This is a genomic window from Sphingobacterium sp. UBA7253 (genome assembly GCF_002472745.1).
Lineage (GTDB): Bacteria > Bacteroidota > Bacteroidia > Sphingobacteriales > Sphingobacteriaceae > Sphingobacterium > Sphingobacterium siyangense.
On sequence record NZ_DKSP01000004.1, the window covers coordinates 1 to 21,103 of the forward strand.

Here is a 21,103-nt window from a genome sequence, read left to right on the forward strand (position 1 = left end):
ACCATCTTTTGAGCAATTCCTGCCGAATTTTTACATTTCATCGGATTTTCATCGGGTCGGCATTGGGTTTTGATCGATGTAGCCCGATGAGATCCCGATGAAAACTCAAGGCCGACTGCATGAAAGGCCGAAGTTGGGGCGAAGTTGATCAGGCAAAAGCCCAAACAAGACGATGCCTCTCCGGCTCGTCGACTGACCGTTGGCTCGGCTTCGAGACTTCTTCGGGACATGGTCGAGACAGGCTTGGCACTTCTTCGGCTCGGCTTCGGCAGGGCTTCGAGTACGCTTCGACTCCTACCCGAAGCGTACTCGAACAGCAGTCGAAGCGTTCCCGAAGAAGAGTCGACGCTGGTACGACGCAGTGTCGAACGATCCTCAAACAAAACCCGAAGGATGCCCGAAGAATCTGCTTTTTCTAGAAGATTCTGAGCGCTAATTTTACAGCGCTTTTTTAGCAAGGTCGAACTACCTTTAAAGTACGTTTTTCCTTGTCCAATTTTCTTACGCAATAATTGCGTAAATAGTACTATATCTGTGCTTAAGTAGTGCTTCACAGGTACTTGAAATATATAAGTTATATAGCCCCTTAAAAAGGCTAAAAATTTCAGGGTATTCATCATTTAGTTGGTTAGTAGTTACTTCGATAACCGGCTGAAAAATTCCACGACTTTTTTGCTCAACTCCATTTCTTTTCCGATGCGCTCTTTATCTTCTGCTGACAGCTGCATTTTACGCAGGTCTATATAGCGATAATTGGCGACATTGTAGGCGATCAATACGCGATACAATGCAGTTGCAAATTCCTGCATTTCCTCATCTTTCAGGAGCCTATTCTCTCCTGCGCCACCATCAAGATACGTGCTCAATAGCTGTAGTATATTAGCAGATACAGTCTCTAACGCATAGTGATTCCAGAATGCCTCAATCTCCTTTATAGGGTCATAATCGACCTTATGGACATCATAAATCATCTGGTCAAAAGCAAATTGTAGCGCTAAAATCCTGTTCATTTTTCAGTAAGTCAATCGTAACCGAAAGCACATAGCATCCCCTCTCCGATCGCAATCAGTTTTTTATTGGGAGCCTGATGTCACTCAGTTCACATTAGTAATAATTAATTCATTCTGGGAGCCAGAGCGCGTTTGAATGAGGGGGCACAAGGTGTATAATATTGGCGATACGCGATCCATGGCAAAGAGAATCCAAATCCTATTTGGCCACACCAGCCGAGCTACTCGGGGGCAGTGATGATGTTTTTTGATTGTTGTTTTTTGTTCATACTCATAAATTGATTTTATAATTTATGAGTCTCTTGGGTTTAGTGCACTATAGCAGGCCACTACCAACCGTACTGTCAGCTTCCGACGGCTTTGGAACGGTAACGATAGGGCCCACACGCTATAGTATATATCAAATATATATAAAATATCGTAATGGGCATTAAACCTATCGCCTCGTCCAATTGAAATGTCGGAATTCACAGTCGAGACTCTTCTAGTCTAATACCTAAACTTAATAAAAAATTAAGATTCAACACAAATATAATCAAATATTTAAATAAATACAAATTTTTACTAATACATTTTATAAATGACTAATAGACGATCATTGCCTAATGAAGAAAGTCATATTAATTAGTTCTATTTCGCTATACATAATAAACATCATCCGTAAAATCAGGACACATTTAGGTATTAATACAAGGGACATTCAGAAGATACTCGGATTAGATCCTGATGGGAACATATTGGGAGCAATTGAAAGTAATTCTAATTCGGCGAGATATCATGATCAACATCTAAATAAACTCGCTTTGGCTTTCACCACCAAATCATTTGAACTCGGATACAATGTTACTTATACTTTAAATGATTTCTATCCTCCAATAGATTTTGAAGAGAGGATGGTCGAAAAAATCATAGTCAAAATAGATCCTAAGGAATTAGGCCAGACGGGAACTCTTTATTTGTTGTTAGTGGAAGAAAGTGATACTTTTTTCGATGATTGGCATACGTCAAAAGAAATTGCGCAATATTGCGGCAGTAAAGCAGAGAAAAATTGGGAAGCAAAAGATTTCACCTCAATTATAGATCAAGCGATTAAGAAAGAAATTTTAATTAGAAAAAGCGAAGAAGAAGCACTATTTAAAAGACCTTAGAAAAACCGTATATTTGATGTAGATTATGACCTCGAGAAAAAGAAAAATTCAGAATACTACTTTTCCTGCCATTTCATTTGATAAAGTTTTATTGTTTCACAAGGCAAGAAAGGAAAAAGGAATTTCAGTTTTTGAGTGTTCATTTCTTTTGGGAAAGCACGATTTTTTCATCAGAGACGCAGAAAATCCCTTTAAATCGACTTTGATTGACCCAGAGGATAGTGTTCATCTCGCTAAAGTCCTATCCTTAACAGAGTGCAATCCAGAGACAAGCAATTTCGATCTATACAAACTCGAAGTAGAAGAAATCAAGATTGACCGTAAGAAAACAAAACGGATCATTATAATCAAAAATGATGGCGCTGATCCAGATCCTATTGAGATGATCGTGGAGGACAAAGAGGAAGAGTTAGAAACCACACTGTTTCTAAGTAGCTACGAAAATGTACAACTTTTCTTTAGGGAATTAATTGCAATCGATTATTTTGACTCGACCAGAACAGCATTGGAAATATTCAATACTTTCAGAAGTCACGACAAATTCGGTCCCAACTTTCATCCAAGATTTTTAATTCAAAATATCCGATACTTCTTAAACAAAAAATCTGGAGAGCCAATTCTCGACAATCGTCGAACGAACTTTTTTTCCAGAAGACTATTTTTCAAGCCTTTAGATTTTGAAATTGAAAGCAAATCAGGAGCGGTCTCTGAATCATTTATAGCTATTGGTATAAATACATTCCAACAAGCCAGTAAATGGGTAAGTGATCTCGATTATAGACGAAATCAAAACAAGGATAATAAGTTGGTTTTGTTTGAAGAACAATGTGGCACCTGTAGCACCAAACATGCTATATTGAAAAGACTAGCTGATGAAAATAGGAACAACAGTCTAAGGCTTATCTTGGGAATTTTCACCATGAATAGTAAGAATACTCCTAGTATCAAGAATGTTCTAAACAAATATGATTTAAAATATATCCCAGAGGCTCACAACTATTTGAGAAATCATAATCATATCTTGGACTTTACGGGCATTGGAGTCAACGAGACTAAATTTGAACTGGATCTGTTAGAAGAAATCGACATCAGCCCCGATCAAATCACTGACTTCAAGGTTCAATATCACAAAGATTACTTATCGCGCTGGATCGAGATCAATAAAATTCCATATACATTAGATGAACTCTGGAAGATACGGGAGGAATGTATTGCAGCTCTAGCGCAGCATTAAAAATTAGTAAACGGCTTATCCCTCTTTCAATATGACTTTTCAAGTACTCATTAAATTTTTTAGCACTAAGTTTTATCTTTATTCCAACCTGCTCACAGTACTCGTTTTCAGCTTCTTTATTTCGCAATCCTTTGCACAAGAAAAACAAAAAGTCTATTACAAACACTTAACATACAGACCAAAAAATTATCATTTAGACACCGCTAAATATCCTCTAGTTATCTATCTTCACGGGGGATCACAAAAAGGAAATGATTTAGAAAAGCTTAAGGTCTATGGTCTTCCCTATTTAGTAGACAAGGGAAAGGATTTCGATTTTGTTATGGTCGCTCCGCAATGTCCAGAAGGCAGATATTGGTCTACGGAAAATTGGTTTGATTCGCTATACAATGAAGTAACCTCAAACTACCGCATTGATAAAAGCCGTGTTTATGTGACAGGAATAAGTATGGGCGGCTATGGAACGTACACTGTAGCATTGGATCACCCCGATAAAATAGCAGCCATTGTTCCATTATGCGGAGGTGTAAACGATAGCGACACCACTCGGATTTGCACGCTCAAAGATATTCCTATCCTGACATTCCACGGAACCGCAGATACCGAAATCTCCATACATGAAACAGAACGAATAGCCGACTGTCTAAAGAAGTGCAATGGTAATATCAGCTTCCATCGAATCGAAGGTGAAGGCCACGGAATTCAGTATCTTTATGAGACTAACCCTGAAATTTATGAGTGGATGTTGCGGCAGAGGAAAAACTAACATTGATACATGTAGCAAGTATATTTTAGAATAATTGAATTTTGCATACTGTTTTAGATAGTATAGTTTGTTAACTTTATAGAAATACAAATTTTTAGTAAAGGCCATCTATATGAGATATCAAAATATTGATGTCAGAAAAAAGACTTTAACCTTTAAATTACAATAACCATGAGAATGATCCAAAGGAATATACTTGTAGATAACGAAACGCTTAGTAACTTTATCGCGGAGAGTAGCCGTTTAGAATATATTGTATTCAAACAAAATAATATTGATCGGGGATTTTGACGCCTTTCATGGAATCTTTTGGATCTTTCTGTACGAAATAGTTCCACACGGTATTGACCGTTATGTCCTTGCTATTGTAGACAAAATATTTCGAGACCATTTTATAATAGAAGCTTTCGTGGTCACTGACAAGTAATTTCCTTCCATTCGGAAGCGTCAGGTTTCTCATCTGTTGGAGCAGGTCTATAAAAGTGGGAAGATGATCATCTTGTATCATCGGTTTAACGGACACCTCATATTTCTCCAGATCGGAAAGTTTTTTTGACAATATTTCAAGCTCAGCACGTAATCCTATTATCTGCTTTTCCTTTTCCTTAACGATCGTATGGTTTGGTTTGATATTCCACTTGTCCAGCGGAGCTAGAAAGATCCGGAACTCCCTAAGTTTTCTAATATTTGAGATATATAGAGAATGTTTTGAAGAAAAAGGAACCTGGCGTTCAAAGTGAGCTATTCTGGAAGAAGTGATCTGCCACACATGGGAAATGAAGTCCTTTTCCGAGGAGTTTTTCACAGAAAGATAATATTGCAGATGATAGAGATAATAGTCATAGAATGATCCATCAATCAGATTATACACCTTCAATAGAAAATGTTTATCCTCATATACTTTCTTAAGTCCTAGGATATTACACAGCTCAAATGGATGCGGCCGGAAATCAAAAACTTTTCTTTCCTTAAAGTAATATGCTACCATATACCCAATTTAAAGAAAATCCTCAATCCGACGAAAATTGAATTTAAGGAATGCTTTATAAAAATGTAATAAGTTCAAATCTCAGAAATATTCACCAGTACAAATTAGCTTTAAAAGTCCTATGATAGATTTTTATCATTTACAATTTAAGATAGGTGAACTGGATGAATAATGTATATACTTCAAATACTTGTGCCTGTAAAACTTTCCAATCAAAGAATTAATTATATCGATGGAAAACATTACAAAGGTTATTTCGTTATAAAGATATCTATTACGATTAGAGAAATTTGAAATAATGGGCCGGACGTCAGGAACCTGTGCCCATTATTTTTTAATTGGTTATACGTTGGTGCAGAATAATTACAGGTATCTTTTGCTTATAATCCATCAGATAGTATATTGACATTCCATAGATCTGACTAACGGATGACCTTTTTTTGGATCATTGCGCATTGACTAAAAATAAAAATCTTGTTTTTTTTGTAACAAAATTTTGTTTTAAATTTGTCATTGAAAGCTTTGTTCAAAGTAATTCTTTCCTCAGGCTACATTAACATTTCTTTTTCTCAGGCGATTGATTGCCGGATGAATTAATGTCGCGGTTTTCGAACAATAATAAATCAATATGCTAATCAGTAGTGATATAGATCAGATTATACTGGACAGGTTAATTATCTTTTACGACTCCATATATAGGAACAGGGAATTCCGTTTCTACCATACAGAAGTAATTTCGGTTGACAGAGGTTTTAAAAGTAAAAAAAGGCTTTATAATTATACTGCATATACACCTTATAGACTCATGAAACACTCGGATACGACAGGCGATTTCTTTGTGCTCTGTAAGATATGATTCAGTTCGATAAAGGTTGTTGCGCTCGGGATAAGCGCAATTTTTGGAGAAATTTCTTTATCTTTTGGCGGGCAGTCAGCTGTAATTACCCCATATATTAGGTTATGTTCAGACACAGAAATAAAGGAAGGACCTTTGGGCACAATGTCAAGCTTGCGGCGTTATTGTCGACAGTGGCCGGTGTGGTCAATATTGTCGGTGTCCTTGCATTTGGAACATTGACAACAAATGTTACCGGACATTTTGCCTTTCTCTCCGAAGATCTATATCTCCACAATTACAGGCTGATGCTGCTCAGCATATTCTATGTAAGTTCTTTTTTTCTTGGGGCTTTTCTTGCTAATACCAGCATGGAACTCACATCTAAAAATACGGATCATTTTTCCTACATGCTACCGCTTTCCATAGAGATACTTTTTCTCGCTGCTGTTGCTTTATCGGAGTTTATGAACCACGGATCCCCTGTACTGTTTTCCTGTATATTGCTTCTGGCCATGGGTCTGCAAAATGCTCTGGTTACAAAGATATCGGGATCTGTCGTCCGTACCACGCACCTAACAGGTCTTTTTACAGATCTGGGCATTGAGCTGTCGCAGCTTATTTTTTATAGGAGGCCAAATGACAGGAGCCGTCTTAAAAATTCGATCATGCTCAGGGGAATAATCATTACAGGATTTTTTCTTGGAGGAATTACCGGAGCTTTTCTGTTTGGCTGGCTGGGAAGAAAAACACTCCTGTTGCCCATTTTTATCCTGTTGTTCGCTCTTTATTACGACCGTATACTGATGGTATATTACCGCTCTCTCAGAAAACATCGAAACAAATAACAGGGAACTTTAAAATGTTTTTGAGGTTACTTTGTGAGCGCTAATTCTAGGAGCTTTTTCGCCAAAAGTTGAGATAACCACCAAAAGCAGTGTATTCAAGATCGAAACTTTCAGGGATCTCATCCCATCCGCTGTAATAGGAAACGACACGCGTACCGGCAGGTGTCCTGCGGAGCTGGTCCCAGAGATAGCTCGTATAACGATCGTAGAGTTTTGTACTAGGGAGGATTTTATTGTCTATCGGGCAGGATGTATCCAGGTTTTCAAAGAAAGAGTTGTAAAAGTAGAAAGCATCGAAGTCAGTAAAGGAAATCTGGTCTATGTTGGCATGTATAAATTCCACATTTTGGATATTATGTTTGCTGGCTAGGTTGTTGGATATCTCGACCAGTGATTCCCGCTGTTCCACTCCATAGAACATCCCGCTGGTACAGGAGGCGCCGACAAGACAAAATTTTCCTGCCCCTGCACCGATATCGAGAACTCTGTCACCGGATTGTTCAACAAGATATCGTGCTGCCATTTCTGCCACATCCACTGGTGTCCAGTGGCGTCCTGCAAGTTCTTTTATGTGGGGCGGATAAATTTCATTGAATCTGCTGTCATCGATAGAGATACCGGAACGTAAAAGTTTAAAGATCATTGCTTAATATTAACCTTGGCTGATGAAGTGTGGGCTTTGAGGGAATCCCCGGGATCAATTCGAACCTATTTCTAGAGTTCTCTGAGAAAATGGACCTTACCTGATTCGGGGTTGATTTCAACAAGTACTTTTCTGTGGTTCCCATATTCATAAATGTACCAGTGCGGGTGCTGGAGATCTCCCGCCGAATAAGATCTAAGGATATTTTCGCCAGTTTCCTTCGGTTTTTCCGGAAAATTATTGTCCATGGTATCCGTTGGTATTTTTGTTTTGCAATTTACGGATTTCTTTCCTCGGCTGCAACCTTCATAATAGTAAAAGGGAAAAATTCCTGCCGTTGTTCGCCGATAATAATCATAGCCTCGCTGTATCTAATTTCGGTTCTAAAGGATATTGGGCAGGCTTATTCTAAAGAGAGAACAATTACATTTATTAGGGGTAATTTTTTATAAACTCATCCGGATCAGAGTTTAAATGCTGAACTATTTATATAGAAGAAAAATAAATATTCAACTTTTTATAAAATTGATCATTTGCAATTATATAATTTCAACATTAAACAGTTTCAGTGCATTTTTTATTTTTTTTACAGCATATTCAATTTGCCCGAAGCTATGGGTTGCCATAAGGGAGAGCCTTATCATAGAACAATTCACAGCCACTGCTGGAGGAATAATTGCATTTACAAAAACACCTTCTTTCTCAAGGTAGTTTGTAATAAGAAATGTCTTATAATCGTCTCTAATATAAATTGGAATGATCGGGCTTTCCGAATTCCCCAGATCAAATCCTTCTTCCACCATAAGTTTCCTGGCATAATGTGTGTTATCCCATAGCTTCTCAATTAGTTCTGGTTCATTTTGAACGATATCTAATGCCGCAATTGCACTCGCGACCGAAGCGGGCGACATGCTTGCACCAAATATTAAAGATCTAGCGTGATGTTTAATATATTCTATCGTTATACGATCAGCAGCAACAAACCCTCCCAGAGATGCCATCGCTTTGCTGAAGGTTCCTGTGATTAGATCGACCTCTTTTGTCAAACCAAAATGAGATGCAGTTCCGGCCCCCTTAACCCCTAATACTCCTAAGCTATGGGCATCATCTACCATAATTGTTGCGTTATATTTCTTCGCCAGGAAATTAAGAGCAGGTAATTTAACGATATTACCTTCCATACTAAAAATACCGTCAACGACTATTAATTTAATGGCTTCAACAGGTAACTTTCTTAATTTCTTTTCGAGATCCTCCATATCATCATGGGCGAATTTGAATACTTTTGATTGCGAAAGACGACAGCCATCAATAATGGAGGCATGGTCATAGGCATCAATCAACAAATAATCAGAACGTCCGGTCAAACATGAAAGTAACCCTACATTCACCTGATAGCCGGTACTAAAAACCAGGGAATCTTCTTTTCCTAAAAAATGTGCTAATTTTTGCTCCAATTCAAGATGAATATCCAAATTTCCATTTAAAAACCTGGAGCCAGCACAGCCCGTACCATATTTATCTATGGCGTTCTTTGCAGCCTCCTTGATTTTTGGGTGGTTAGTGAGTCCCAAATATGAATTAGATCCGAACATCAATATCTGTTTTCCGTTTCTAGAGACTTCATTGTTATTTTCCGAACCCAAGGTTCTAAAATAGGGGTAGCTTCCAGCTTCCTTTAATTTATTTATATATGGCAAATTGGAAACTCTTTTAAAAAAAAGGTCATTCATCTAATTTCAGTTGCTTAAATCTTATTAATTATATTCAAATATCTTAACAGAATAATTTTATCAATTCCCTGAAATTCTAATCTAAGTTTGTCAAAAATTTAACGACATACAAATTTAACGACATACAAATCGGCATTCAGTGTAATATGCTCTTATATTTTGGCATGAAAGAAATCAACATACCTAACAACATCGGTCGGATAGCTTACTTATATCTACATGCTATCTATGGTTAGTAAATTATAAAAAAATAAAATACACTCTATCTTAGCTATTTACAGAAAAAGCAATATTCCAAATAAAATAATAAAAACTATTACTATATACATGAAGATTTCTGTCGATGCATGTTTTTCATATTTCCGCCAAAAGGATGTTTGCTTTGATTTAGTTTCGCGCATCATTCCAAATATTTGATTCAAAAATACAAAATTTTTAACACGTTTTAATGGATTGTACAAAATTATTGTTTAAAAAAAATCATTTAAAAGAAGGAAATTCTGAATTTATATCAGATTTTTTAAATTTAATCTTATCTTTAGGTGAGTTTTTGAGAAATAAAGATTTTTCAATCATTTCACAAAGTATTAAAATATAATATATTTCTAATAGATCATTATGTCAAACAGATCAAAAATTGTTTGGACAAAAACAGATGAAGCTCCGCTATTGGCGACTTATTCGTTTTTACCCATCGTCCAGGCGATTACCGCTACAGCTGATATCGACGTCGAATTGAGAGATATCTCTTTGGCAAGCCGTATTCTTGCTAGCTTTCCAGAATTTTTAAAAGAAGATCAAAAAATTGCTGACGCTTTGGCCGAGTTGGGTCAGTTGGCAACAACTCAGGAGGCGAATATCATTAAATTACCCAATATATCAGCATCGATTCCTCAATTGAAAGGTGCTATTGCTGAATTGCAAAAAGCGGGCTACGCTATTCCAAATTATCCTGATGAAGCCACAACAGAAGACGAAAAGTCAGTCAAAGCTAAATATGCAAAGGTACTTGGTTCGGCGGTAAACCCAGTGTTACGTGAGGGGAACTCCGATCGTCGTGCACCTAAAGCAGTTAAGAATTATGCTAAAACACACGCTCATAAAATGGGGGCCTGGTCCAAAGATTCCAAAACGAAAGTAGCGTCGATGACTTCAGGCGATTTCTACGGTTCAGAGCAATCCGTAACTGTTGAAAATGCTTGTCAATTTAAAATTGAATTTGTTGATGCACATGGTGCCGTGACAGAATTGAAGGGACTTTCTCCTTTAAAAGCGGATGAAGTAATTGATTCTTCCATATTAAGTTTAAATGCGTTAAAGGCCTTTGTTGCAGATGCAATAGTAGAAGCTAAAACAGCGGGTGTACTGTTGTCCGCACATTTAAAGGCGACAATGATGAAGGTTTCTGACCCGATTATATTTGGTGCCGTTGTTGAAACTTACTTTGCAGATGTTTTCGCACAATATGGTGATCTGTTCAAAAAACTCGGTATCAATAAAAATAACGGCCTGGGTGAGGTATATGCTAAAATTGCAGGCCACGCAAAAGAAGGCGAAGTGAAAGCCGCAATTGATGCTACTATTGCAAATGGTCCTGCATTGGCGATGGTCAACTCAGATAAAGGTATTACAAACTTCCATGTTCCTTCGGATGTCATTGTCGACGCCTCTATGCCAGCAATGATCCGTATCGGAGGCAAGATGTGGAATAAAGAAGGTCAAGAAGAAGATACGATTGCTATGGTTCCTGACCGTTGTTACGCAGGTGTCTATGCAGCAACTATTGAAGACTGTAAGGAGCATGGCGCATTAGACCCTAAAACGATGGGTTCTGTTCCAAATGTAGGTTTAATGGCTCAAAAAGCTGAAGAGTACGGATCACACGATAAAACTTTCCAAGCGGCAGGAAATGGTACTATCCGTGTGGTAGACGCTGAAGGAAACGTTTTCATGGAGCAAAAGGTGGAGGAAGGTGATATTTTCCGTATGTGCCAAACGAAAGACGCGCCCATCCAGGATTGGGTAAAATTAGCGGTAAACCGTGCTCGTCTATCTGAAACACCAGCAGTATTTTGGCTGGATAAAAACCGTGCACATGATCGAGAGATCATTAGGAAAGTAGAAAAATATTTACCAGAGCTTGATGCGACAGGATTAGATATCCGTATCTTATCTCCAATTGACGCGACCAAATTCTCATTGGAGCGCATTCGTAAGGGAGAAGATACAATTTCAGTGACAGGCAATGTACTGCGTGACTATTTGACGGATCTATTCCCTATTTTAGAAGTTGGGACATCTGCTAAAATGCTATCTATCGTTCCATTGATGGATGGTGGAGGTCTGTTTGAAACAGGCGCTGGCGGCTCAGCTCCTAAACACGTAGAACAGCTTCTTCAAGAAGGTTATCTAAGGTGGGATTCATTGGGTGAATTCTTGGCACTTGGAGCTTCATTGGAACACTTGTCCCAAACACAAAATAACCCGAAAGCTTTGGTATTAGCAGAGGCTTTAGATGACGCCACAGCAGAATTCCTGGCAAACGATAGGTCGCCAGCGCGTCGAGTGGGTCAGATTGATAGCCGTGGTTCACATTTCTATCTGACTTTATATTGGGCCCAGGCATTAGCGGCGCAAACTAAGGATACTGAATTAGCTGATAAATTTTCAGCTGTTGCAAAAGAATTGAAAGATAATGAGGTAAAAATCAATGAAGAATTGATCGCGGCACAAGGTAGTGCACAAAACATTGGTGGTTACTATTTCCCGAATGATGAGTTGGCAGCTAAGACAATGCGTCCTTCCGATACATTGAATAATATAATTGGGAGGATCTAAAGTAGAACCATTTCAAACCTTATTTATGTAATTCTCTGTTTGGCATTTTTTTTCTTATTATAGATAATATTTGATTTGGTACTATGATCTGAATCGAATATTATCTAAAAATAAAGAGCATAACATTTTTATTGATTTAATTGTCAATAGAGGTCTATTTCTTGATAAATCTTCATTTGACTGCTTTTCTTGTAAAGAGGGCGGCGAATATGAATTTCCGACCAACCCACACATGTTGGAAAGTCCAACTTAGCGAGTTTTACACGCATTAATACATTTGTGAAAATACGGCCTATTATTTCTATGTTTGGGTAGGAGCTGAGTATACCAACCAGTATACTAAAAAGAGGCTTAATGCTATCATGAAGCGAAGAGAGTATCCCCGGAGGATACTCTAAACCCCATTTTTGGTAAATGGGGCAAGAAAAGTAGGGCTCTGCCCAACTTCTGCTTGCTCTATTGTATCGTCCTATTATAGGACATCACCACACATGTAACAGAAAGATTTCCTATAAAATATCTCCAAGTGTTCCTCCTCTAATCGCTAAGGTCAATTCCTCAGTAATATCGAATTTCGTCTCAAGCGTTGCAATTATACCAGAAATGGCAGATTTTGTTGTTCCAGTCACACTAACTATATAAGCCCTTTATATATGCAAGCTAAAATGACAAGCCTCTCCGGATTATTCGGTTGGTCTACTCTGGTTTTTCGAATAGAAATACACTACTGTAAAACTACAGGTGGATGAGATATTATCCTTAATATAAATTTAATAAACTGTGATATGATTCTTTGATTAGTTTTGTGGTATGAAACAGATGTCTGACCAAGAATTACTCTTCCTACTTCAGAAAGATGACCAGAGTGCTTTTTCGTGTCTGATGTATAGATATACGGAGATATTGGTTCGACATGTTTCAAGGAGGTTGAACTCTGTCACAGATGCTGCGGAAATTGTACCGGATATATTTTTATCCCTATGGAATAAACGCCGAGATATTTATACGGCAGAAGATTCACTTTATCCATATCTTTTTAAAGCGGCGAAATATGAGGTTATAAACCGAATGATAAAAAATAATCGTATGGTTGTTAACGAACAGCTCCTAGCACAAAGCTACAAGATTTCATACACTTCTTCTATCGAAGAAGATATGATAGCAGAGGAATTAAAGCAGATTTTATATCAAGCTGTTGAAAAAATGCCAGAAACGATGAAGACAATATTCTATCTGAGTAGGGAAGAGTGTTTAAGTGTAAAAGATATTGCTTTAACGTTGTCTTTATCCGAACAGACAGTGAAGAATAATTTGACTTCGGCCTTAAAACATCTCCGTTTTGTAATTCGTCGAAACCATTATTCTACCTTACTTCTGATAAGTTTTACAATTCATATTAATAATACTATTTCATAATAATTTCTTAACAGTACCTGTGTCACTTTTTATTGGTTATACAGGTGAATGGAAAAGAACAATACACAAAGTCAGGCAAAGGCTTTATTAAGAAAATATCTACATGGGGATTGCACACCTGAGGAAGAAATGAAGGTGTTAAATTGGTATCAATCCTTAGATAAGTTAAGTAATATAGATGTGTCCGATGTTGATTTTCAAATACAAGCAAAAAAAATCAAAAGGGACACCATTGAATCGTTAAGTCGGAAGCGAAATACTCCACTTCAGTTGCTGTTTCAAAGACATCGGTATTTCTTACGAATAGCTGGAATATTTGCTGTCTTTATTATACTAGGAATTATAACCTTTAACTATTATAGGTCATCACATATAAGTCAAACTCATGTAGCTTCAGCTGTTCATCCTGAAGCAAGAGATATATTGCTTCCAGTAGATAGCTTACCTTCGCTCAGGTTGCCAGATGGTCGGATTACCTATCTGGGTGGAAATTTATTGTTAAACGAGAAATCGATCGATGTATCGCTCATTAAGGAGGAAAATGGAACTATACTTTACAAAGTTCAACAAAATTCTAATGAGAAATATCTTTCTAGTTTAACCAGAGAAACTATCATATTTTCTAGCCCTAAAGGATATAAAAGTAAGCTTTTATTAGCTGATGGATCAACCGTATTTCTCAATAGCGGAGCTTCTCTGGAATATCCGATTGTCTTCAAAAAAGAATCTAGGAATGTCAAGTTAATTGGCGAGGCATATTTTGAAATTGCGCATGCTATGGATAGACCTTTCTATGTAGAAACCCAACAGGCCAAGATTAAAGTTCTTGGTACAAAATTTAATGTCAGGGCATATTCAGATGAGGTTACGACAACAACGAGTTTGATTCAGGGAACGATCCGGTTGATAACTCCAAAGAGTAATGTAATATTAAAACCAGGGGATCAGTATTCAACAAATGAAAATGGCTTTAGTATGTTAAATAAAGGAGTCGATCTGAGTGATGTAACCAGTTGGAAAGATGGATACTTTAGTTTTAATGATGCAAAAATTACAGATATTCTTGAGCAATTAGGACGATGGTATAACATTGAAGAAATCAACATTGTTAAGAATTCAGAAGAGAAAATAACGGGAACGTTTCAACAGAGTAACTCTTTACGCGACGTATTAGATCGGCTAGAAGAAGTAAGTGATATAAAGTTTGAAATTAAAGGAAGGAGGCTTATGGTCTTATAGAATAACGGTGTAATATCATTAACGAGCAGACCAATAAAAAGAGCCAAGAACAGGGGCAATCGTTCTTGGCAAAAAAGTGTTGGTCTTAACAAATAATTCATTGATTCGGAATTTTTATTATGGGGGTAAATGAAAAAAACTACAATGGAGAAATTTTTGTATCTAACGCATCCTGCACTACAAACTGCGTAGCACCGATAGTTAAAGTATTGAACGATAATTTTGGTGTAGAAGAAGCCTTGATGACGGCAGTTCACGCAACAACTTCATCACAGAAAACGGTAGATGGCCCATCCTCAAAAGACTGGCGAGGAGGTAGAGCCGCTTCAAACAATATCATTCCATCGGCGACAGGAGCGGCTAAAGCTGTCGGGAAGGTCATTCCCGAACTTGCTGGTAAAATTACCGGATTATCGTTTAGGGTTCCTGTACTAGATGTATCGGTAGCAGATATTACTTTCCGACTTAAAACCCCGGCTTCTTACGAAGAAATATGCAATGCCGTAATTTATGCTGCAGAAAATGGCATGAAGGGAATTGTCGGATATACAAACGAAGATGTAGTTTCTACGGATATGATTGGGGAAACAAGAACGTCTGTATTAGATATAAAGGCAGGTATTTCATTATCTCCGACATTTGTAAAATTAGTTAGTTGGTATGATAATGAATATGGCTTTTCCAATAAAATTCTCGATCTGGTTGCACATATAGACAAGGTTTCTTCTAATTAAAAATTGCCTGAAGGAAATAATTTTATTGCTATAATAACCGAAAAAGAATTTCCTCTTTTTACTCTTGTGCCCTCATATAAAAAAATGAGTTTTACAAAATGAGTTTTACAAATAAAAACGTAATAATTACAGGTGGAAGCACCGGCATAGGACTTGCTACCGCACCCCTTACAGAAGGGATAAAAAAAGCATTGATTGATTTTTCCGCATTATTAAAACAAAAGTCCTTTTTCGATTTGTGGAAAAAGCATTTTTGACTACAATAAATACTAATTCGGCTACTTTTCTCAAGGAGCTTTAACACAATACGGCAAGCTGGATGTCATGGTAAATAACGCAGGTGTGGCCCGTCTTAGCCTCCGCACAATTAGACAGCCTTATTCCTGCTTCCAAAATTTCTACCTTAACGCAGGGTATGTTCGTGGGTTCCGTATCGGATAACTTTGATGAACGTATCGAGCAAAAAATATTTCACGCTGAAATTGTGGTGGACAATGAAAAGGTAGCAGCAGAAAGCAAATCCTATCAGCAAATACCAGAAATCCTTTCTTTTGTAGATGAACACGACGAGGATAAGATGAAAAAGCAAATTGAAAGCAATTACCGTCAGATAAAATCTGATGTGTTGAATATCGTTCAAAACGAAATGGAGCGCATCAAGAATGACCCGAATTTACAGCATTTGTTTTCGCAGTAAGTAACACTAATGAGTTTAAATTTCGAAATTTTGCAAATTTTATATAGACACAGTATAAATTACGGTGAAATGTCATTTTGAATGTTAGTTTTCCGTATATTTGTGTATATGAAAAAAGTGCTCGCAATATTTTTTCTAACTACGTATCTTATTTCAACAACAGAGTTAGGTCAGTTGTTGAAATTTCCTATGTTGGTCGAGCATTATTTCGAACATAAAGAAAAAAGCCCTCAAATTTCCGTTATTGAGTTTTTGGCACTTCATTACGAAGGCAATCACCTTGAAAATCATCCGCACGATGATGATTATGACCAGGATCAAAAGCTTCCTTTCATTATGCACGGAACTGTATTGAGCTTTTGCTTTGTATACCCCCAACCGATTTTTTTTGAATCAATTCATAAAATTGATATACAAAGATCCTCTAAGGTAGTTTCTTTTGATGATTCGTTCGTTTCAAATCAGTTTCTCTCTGCTATCTGGCAGCCTCCAAAATCTTGTTAATTCTTCCTTTTTGACCGATTGATTTTTTGTAAATTCTTTTTGCACTTTGCATAAGGAAAGCTGTTTTATGCCGTTTTTGCAAATTCCTTTGAATGTAGGTTGGTATTGTACTTTGGAGAAAGAACATTGTATTTCTTTTCGATTTCTTCCACAGTAAAAAACATAACCCCATTGTATTTTGTGATAATCTATTGCATAGACTTTTCTTATAGTACGATTGTATAGAATTTCATCTTCAACTCCATTATTAGGGTATTCTTTATACGCTGCCTGATGAATTGTTGAAGTACAATTTTGTTATGCACTATACTCATAGAGGAAAGTGTTATACCATTATTATGCATTCCTATCTCCATAAAATCGGGGCTTCTTAGAATGTGATCGTCAATTGGTTAATCCTGTTATTTTTTACGATAGATACTGCCGTATCTACCTGTAATTGTATTTAATAATAATTTGATTAACAAGTAAAATTATGCTTACTAAAATCATTGAGTTTTCTGTAAGAAATAAACTCATTATAGGGCTTTTGGTCATAGCACTCATAGGAATAGGTGCTTACCAAACCACAAAACTGCCCGTTGATGCCGTGCCTGACATCACCAACAACCAGGTGCAGGTTATCACCATAGCACCTTCATTTGGTGCGACAGATATTGAACGCCTGGTTACCTTCCCCATAGAACAAGCTACTGGCAATATTTCCGGCACCAAAGAAATACGCAGCTTTTCCCGTTTTGGACTTTCGCTCGTTACCATTGTTTTTGATGATGGTATAGATGTTTATTGGGCACGGCAACAAGTATCCGAGCGTCTTCAACAGGTTCAAAACCAGATTCCCCAAGGGATTGGCACACCGGCATTAGGACCCATTTCCACAGGATTGGGTGAAATATACCAATACGTGGTCCGCCCTAAAAAAGGGTATGAACAAAAATATGATATTGCTGAACTACGCACCATTCAGGACTGGATTGTACGCAGACAGTTATTAAGCGTGAAAGGGGTTGCTGAAGTGAGTAGTTTCGGAGGCAAACTCAAGCAATATGAAATTGCGGTAAACCCTGATAAACTCAACGCCTATGGAATCAGCATCAATGATGTTTTTTCAGCTTTAGAAGAAAACAACCAAAATACCGGCGGCGCATATATCGAAAAAGGGCCTACCGTACTATATGTCCGGAGTGAAGGTCTGATTGGCACTCTGGAGGATATAGGCAATATTTCCATTGCCAATAAAAACAACGAAACACCTTTGTTCATCAGGGATATTGCCACTGTAAAGATGGGGTATGCCACCCGTTACGGAGTGATGACTTACAATGACCAGGGCGAAGTTTCCGGCGCCGTTGTGATGATGCTGAAAGGAGCAAACAGCAGCGAGGTTATCAAGAATGTAAAAGCAAGAGTAGACCAAATACAGAAAACACTGCCCGAAGGCGTCGTAATTGAGCCTTTCCTTGACCGTACCAAAATGGTTAACAATGCCATCAGTACCGTAGAGAGAAACCTGATGGAAGGTGCACTGATCGTGGTTCTCGTGTTGGTTTTATTCCTTGGAAATTTCAGGGCAGGACTACTGGTGGCATCGGTTATTCCGCTGGCCATGCTATTTGCCATCTGTATGATGAATATGTTTGGCGTAAGCGGCAATTTGATGAGCCTTGGTGCATTGGACTTCGGGCTGATCATAGATGGAGCCGTCATCATTGTAGAATCTGTCATGCACCAATTGTCCCACAATGCCAGGTTTCAGCAAATGACCAATTTATCCAAAAAAGAAATGGATACCACGGTAATTGGTTCTGCGGGAAAAATGATGAACAGTGCTGTCTTTGGACAAATCATCATTCTCATCGTCTATCTACCCATCCTAAGCTTGCAGGGTATAGAAGGCAAAATGTTCCGGCCAATGGCACAGACAGTAGCCTTTGCCCTATTGGGTGCATTTTTGTTATCGCTTACCTATATCCCAATGATGACTTCCTGGGTGCTGAGCAGGAAAATCAGCCATAAACACAACCTTTCAGACAGGGGTATGCGCTGTGTAGAAGCTTTTTACCAAAAGTTCTTGCTAAAAGCCATCCGAATGCCCAAGCGCATTATCGCAGTGGTTTCAATATTGTTTATTGTGGCAATTTTTGTGATGTCAAGGTTGGGCGGTGAGTTTATTCCATCATTGGAGGAAGGGGATTTCGCAGTAGATACCAGGGTTTTGACGGGAAGTAATCTGAATACAACCATTGAAAGTACCCAAAAAGCTGCCCATATCTTAAAAACACGCTTTCCTGAAGTGATTAAAGTAGTCACCAAAATAGGAAGTGGTGAGGTGCCTACCGACCCGATGCCAATGGATGCCAGCGATATGATGGTTATTTTAAAAGACAAGAGCGAATGGACATCTGCCAAAACTTTTCCGGAGCTATCCGAGAAAATGAGCAAAGCTTTGGAAGACGTACCCGGAATTACCGCAGGTTTCCAGTACCCGGTAAATATGCGGTTCAATGAACTGATGACCGGTGCAAGGCAGGATGTGGTATTGAAAATCTTTGGGGATGATCTGGATTCACTCGCAGCAACGGCCGACAAATTGGGCAAAATAATCAATACGGTAGACGGTGTACAAAACCTTTATATAGAACCTGTCACCGGAATGCCCCAGATTATCATTACCTATAACCGCCCAATAATTGCCCAATACCATTTGTCTGTAGCCGGTATCAACAAGGTAGTCAATACGGCATTTGCCGGACAAAGCACGGGTTTGGTTTTTGAAGGAGAAAAACGTTTTGATATGGTCGTAAAACTAAATGCCGATGTGCGGAAGAATTTGGAAGACGTACAGAATTTATTAATCCCTACACCTTCAGGCAACCAGATTCCCCTTTCTCAGTTGGCCGAAGTAAAGATAAAAGATGGTCCCAACCAGATTCAGCGGGAGAATACACAGAGAAGAATTATTGTCGGTTTCAACATAAAAGGTAGGGATGTACAAAGTATTGTACTGGAATTACAGGGCAAAGTAAACAAGCAGATAAAGCTTCCGGCCGGGTACTCCATTACATACGGTGGTTCATTTGAAAATCTGAACCAGGCAAAAAGCCGTTTAATGGTTGCGGTGCCTATTTCATTGGCCTTGATATTTGTGCTTTTATTTTTTGCTTTCAAATCAGTGAAAGAAAGTTTATTGATTTATACCGCAATCCCATTGTCTACCATTGGCGGAATTTTCTTTTTGGCACTTCGCGGAATGCCTTTCAGCATAAGTGCAGGCATTGGCTTTATTGCGCTGTTTGGCGTGGCCGTTTTAAATGGGATTGTATTGGTGGCCGAATTTAACCGTTTAAAAAAATCAGGAATTAAAAACATTGTCCGCATAGTGGTGGACGGAACCGAATCCCGCTTACGTCCGGTACTGATGACCGCATTTGTGGCTTCATTGGGTTTTATTCCGATGGCAGTAAGCAATGGTGCAGGTGCGGAAGTGCAGCGTCCGCTGGCAACAGTAGTTATTGGCGGATTGATGGGCGCTACTTTACTCACGTTATTTGTGCTTCCCTTATTGTTTATCGCATTTGAAAAAGGGCTTAGACTGAATATATTCAAGAAAAAAACACTCACGTTATTGATTGTTTTAACAGTTACTTTAATGGGAACGGGTTCTGTAAATGCACAGGAAACAATCACATTGGACAAAGCGATTGCATTAGCGGTTCAGAATAACCAAAATCTAAAAACGGAAAACCTAAGAGCCGATTATGCCAAAGCGATCATCAAAACTTCGGCAGATATTCCTCAGGCCAGCATCACGGCTGATTATGGGCAGATCAACAGTGCATATAAGGATACCAAGTTCGGAGTTGCACAGAATATCGCTTTTCCAACGGTTTATAAAAGGCAAAAAGAGTTATTTACAGAGGAATGGAAATACAGTTTGCTGAATGTATCCCTGAAAGAATTTGAATTAAAAAAAGCGGTCACCCAAACGTTTTACAACATCCTGTTCTGGCAGGAAAAGGAAAAGCTGCTACTAAAGGCCAATTCATTATATGCCGATTTTTATGCCAGATCTTTGTTGCGCCTACAAAAAGGAGAAAGCAATGTTTTAGAAAAAACAACGGCACAAAATCAAAAGGCTGCCATCAATATCCAGTTGAAACAGGTACAGCAGGAATTGGAAAAGGCGAAGTTGCAGTGGCAATGGTTGTTAAATTCGGATACGGTTTATAAAGTGGAATCTTCTGAAAAAATACTCCCGTTACAGGTTAATGAAACAAATAAAAATCCCGTTTTAGAAGTTCTGGCACAGCAGAAAAATATTGCAGCGAGCCAAACCAAAGTAGAAAAATCCAAATTGTTGCCCGGTTTGATGATTGGTTATAATCTCAACAGTTTCAAAGGAACCGGTGCTGATGATAAGCTGTACAATGCCTCTCCGCAATTCCATTCGGTACAGGTTGGTGTTTCTAT

Annotated in this window: 16 protein-coding genes and 2 pseudogenes; 12 read left to right on the forward strand and 6 right to left on the reverse strand. The window is 38.1% G+C overall.

Translation table 11 applies throughout. The features are described from left to right. Both B2X72_RS00125 and B2X72_RS00130 read right to left on the reverse strand, forming a co-directional pair. Window positions 1-620, reverse strand: a 620-nt coding sequence (locus tag B2X72_RS00125; protein WP_286847973.1) for a hypothetical protein, incomplete at its 3' end; no start/stop codon positions are given. Between the two features lie 15 nt (window positions 621-635). Next, window positions 636-1,010, reverse strand: a complete 375-nt coding sequence (locus B2X72_RS00130) for a hypothetical protein (protein ID WP_286847975.1) — start codon at window positions 1,008-1,010, stop codon at window positions 636-638. 605 nt (window positions 1,011-1,615) lie between these two features. On the opposite strand from B2X72_RS00130, the gene B2X72_RS00135 reads away from it, so the two are divergent. From B2X72_RS00135 to B2X72_RS00145, 3 genes are read left to right on the forward strand one after another with little or no spacing between them, the layout of a single operon-like run. Further along, the gene (locus B2X72_RS00135) at window positions 1,616-2,158 is read left to right on the forward strand and encodes a hypothetical protein (RefSeq protein ID WP_286847977.1); all 543 of its coding nucleotides are present in this window, start codon (window positions 1,616-1,618) and stop codon (window positions 2,156-2,158) included. A gap of 25 nt (window positions 2,159-2,183) precedes the next feature. Then, window positions 2,184-3,392 carry a hypothetical protein gene (locus B2X72_RS00140; protein ID WP_286847978.1) on the forward strand — a complete coding sequence of 403 codons (1,209 nt, stop codon included), beginning with the start codon at window positions 2,184-2,186 and terminating at the stop codon, window positions 3,390-3,392. 31 nt (window positions 3,393-3,423) lie between these two features. Beyond that, window positions 3,424-4,158: a prolyl oligopeptidase family serine peptidase gene (locus B2X72_RS00145; RefSeq protein WP_286847980.1), complete on the forward strand. Its 735-nt coding sequence runs from the start codon at window positions 3,424-3,426 to the stop codon at window positions 4,156-4,158. 259 nt (window positions 4,159-4,417) lie between these two features. Here the strand turns inward: B2X72_RS00145 and B2X72_RS00150 are convergent, their stop codons facing one another. Beyond that, window positions 4,418-5,146, reverse strand: coding sequence for a hypothetical protein (locus B2X72_RS00150; protein WP_286847981.1), 729 nt, complete (start codon window positions 5,144-5,146; stop codon window positions 4,418-4,420). 960 nt (window positions 5,147-6,106) lie between these two features. Between B2X72_RS00150 and B2X72_RS00155 the strand changes: the two genes are divergently transcribed. Further along, window positions 6,107-6,829 carry a YoaK family protein gene (locus B2X72_RS00155; RefSeq protein WP_286847982.1) on the forward strand — a complete coding sequence of 241 codons (723 nt, stop codon included), beginning with the start codon at window positions 6,107-6,109 and terminating at the stop codon, window positions 6,827-6,829. 46 nt (window positions 6,830-6,875) lie between these two features. On the opposite strand, the gene B2X72_RS00160 is transcribed toward B2X72_RS00155, so the two are convergent. The 3 genes from B2X72_RS00160 to spt form a co-directional block, all read right to left on the reverse strand. Then, complete coding sequence (locus B2X72_RS00160; protein WP_182982981.1) at window positions 6,876-7,472, reverse strand: methyltransferase domain-containing protein; 597 nt, start codon at window positions 7,470-7,472, stop codon at window positions 6,876-6,878. Window positions 7,473-7,543: 71 nt separating this feature from the next. Beyond that, window positions 7,544-7,720, reverse strand: coding sequence for a hypothetical protein (locus B2X72_RS00165; protein ID WP_182982982.1), 177 nt, complete (start codon window positions 7,718-7,720; stop codon window positions 7,544-7,546). Between the two features lie 291 nt (window positions 7,721-8,011). Further along, entirely contained in the window at window positions 8,012-9,205 is a 1,194-nt protein-coding gene (gene spt, locus B2X72_RS00170; protein ID WP_286847984.1) for a serine palmitoyltransferase, read from the reverse strand. Between the two features lie 618 nt (window positions 9,206-9,823). Here spt and B2X72_RS00175 point away from each other — a divergent pair. The 8 genes and pseudogenes from B2X72_RS00175 to B2X72_RS00210 all read left to right on the forward strand — a co-directional run. Beyond that, window positions 9,824-12,043 (forward strand): NADP-dependent isocitrate dehydrogenase, encoded by a 2,220-nt coding sequence (locus B2X72_RS00175; RefSeq protein WP_286847985.1) that lies wholly within the window; start codon window positions 9,824-9,826, stop codon window positions 12,041-12,043. An 810-nt stretch (window positions 12,044-12,853) separates the two neighbouring features. After that, a complete protein-coding gene (locus B2X72_RS00180; RefSeq protein WP_115046028.1) occupies window positions 12,854-13,459 on the forward strand; it encodes an RNA polymerase sigma factor in 606 nt (201 codons plus the stop codon). Between the two features lie 48 nt (window positions 13,460-13,507). Continuing rightward, entirely contained in the window at window positions 13,508-14,698 is a 1,191-nt protein-coding gene (locus B2X72_RS00185; protein ID WP_115046027.1) for a FecR family protein, read from the forward strand. 110 nt (window positions 14,699-14,808) lie between these two features. Next, a pseudogene (locus B2X72_RS00190) lies at window positions 14,809-15,432 on the forward strand (type I glyceraldehyde-3-phosphate dehydrogenase); the annotation flags it as partial. Window positions 15,433-15,530: 98 nt separating this feature from the next. After that, window positions 15,531-15,689, forward strand: a complete 159-nt coding sequence (locus B2X72_RS00195; protein ID WP_021190864.1) for an SDR family oxidoreductase — start codon at window positions 15,531-15,533, stop codon at window positions 15,687-15,689. 101 nt (window positions 15,690-15,790) lie between these two features. After that, window positions 15,791-16,129 (forward strand): annotated as a pseudogene (locus B2X72_RS00200) (conjugal transfer protein TraG); the annotation flags it as partial. 108 nt (window positions 16,130-16,237) lie between these two features. After that, window positions 16,238-16,633: a hypothetical protein gene (locus tag B2X72_RS00205; RefSeq protein ID WP_115046024.1), complete on the forward strand. Its 396-nt coding sequence runs from the start codon at window positions 16,238-16,240 to the stop codon at window positions 16,631-16,633. Between the two features lie 475 nt (window positions 16,634-17,108). After that, window positions 17,109-21,103, forward strand: a 3,995-nt coding sequence (locus B2X72_RS00210; protein ID WP_286847988.1) for a CusA/CzcA family heavy metal efflux RND transporter, incomplete at its 3' end; no start/stop codon positions are given.

Bases quoted from the DNA above. Each gene is read 5' to 3' on its own strand.
- B2X72_RS00130 (WP_286847975.1), bottom strand. From the start codon at position 1,010: ATGAACAGGATTTTAGCGCTACAATTTGCTTTTGACCAGATGATTTAT.
- B2X72_RS00135 (WP_286847977.1), top strand. From the start codon at position 1,616: ATGAAGAAAGTCATATTAATTAGTTCTATTTCGCTATACATAATAAAC.
- B2X72_RS00140 (WP_286847978.1), top strand. From the start codon at position 2,184: ATGACCTCGAGAAAAAGAAAAATTCAGAATACTACTTTTCCTGCCATT.
- B2X72_RS00145 (WP_286847980.1), top strand. From the start codon at position 3,424: ATGACTTTTCAAGTACTCATTAAATTTTTTAGCACTAAGTTTTATCTT.
- B2X72_RS00150 (WP_286847981.1), bottom strand. From the start codon at position 5,146: ATGGTAGCATATTACTTTAAGGAAAGAAAAGTTTTTGATTTCCGGCCG.
- B2X72_RS00155 (WP_286847982.1), top strand. From the start codon at position 6,107: ATGTTCAGACACAGAAATAAAGGAAGGACCTTTGGGCACAATGTCAAG.
- B2X72_RS00160 (WP_182982981.1), bottom strand. From the start codon at position 7,472: ATGATCTTTAAACTTTTACGTTCCGGTATCTCTATCGATGACAGCAGA.
- B2X72_RS00165 (WP_182982982.1), bottom strand. From the start codon at position 7,720: ATGGACAATAATTTTCCGGAAAAACCGAAGGAAACTGGCGAAAATATC.
- spt (WP_286847984.1), bottom strand. From the start codon at position 9,205: ATGAATGACCTTTTTTTTAAAAGAGTTTCCAATTTGCCATATATAAAT.
- B2X72_RS00175 (WP_286847985.1), top strand. From the start codon at position 9,824: ATGTCAAACAGATCAAAAATTGTTTGGACAAAAACAGATGAAGCTCCG.
- B2X72_RS00180 (WP_115046028.1), top strand. From the start codon at position 12,854: ATGAAACAGATGTCTGACCAAGAATTACTCTTCCTACTTCAGAAAGAT.
- B2X72_RS00185 (WP_115046027.1), top strand. From the start codon at position 13,508: ATGGAAAAGAACAATACACAAAGTCAGGCAAAGGCTTTATTAAGAAAA.
- B2X72_RS00195 (WP_021190864.1), top strand. From the start codon at position 15,531: ATGAGTTTTACAAATAAAAACGTAATAATTACAGGTGGAAGCACCGGC.
- B2X72_RS00205 (WP_115046024.1), top strand. From the start codon at position 16,238: ATGAAAAAAGTGCTCGCAATATTTTTTCTAACTACGTATCTTATTTCA.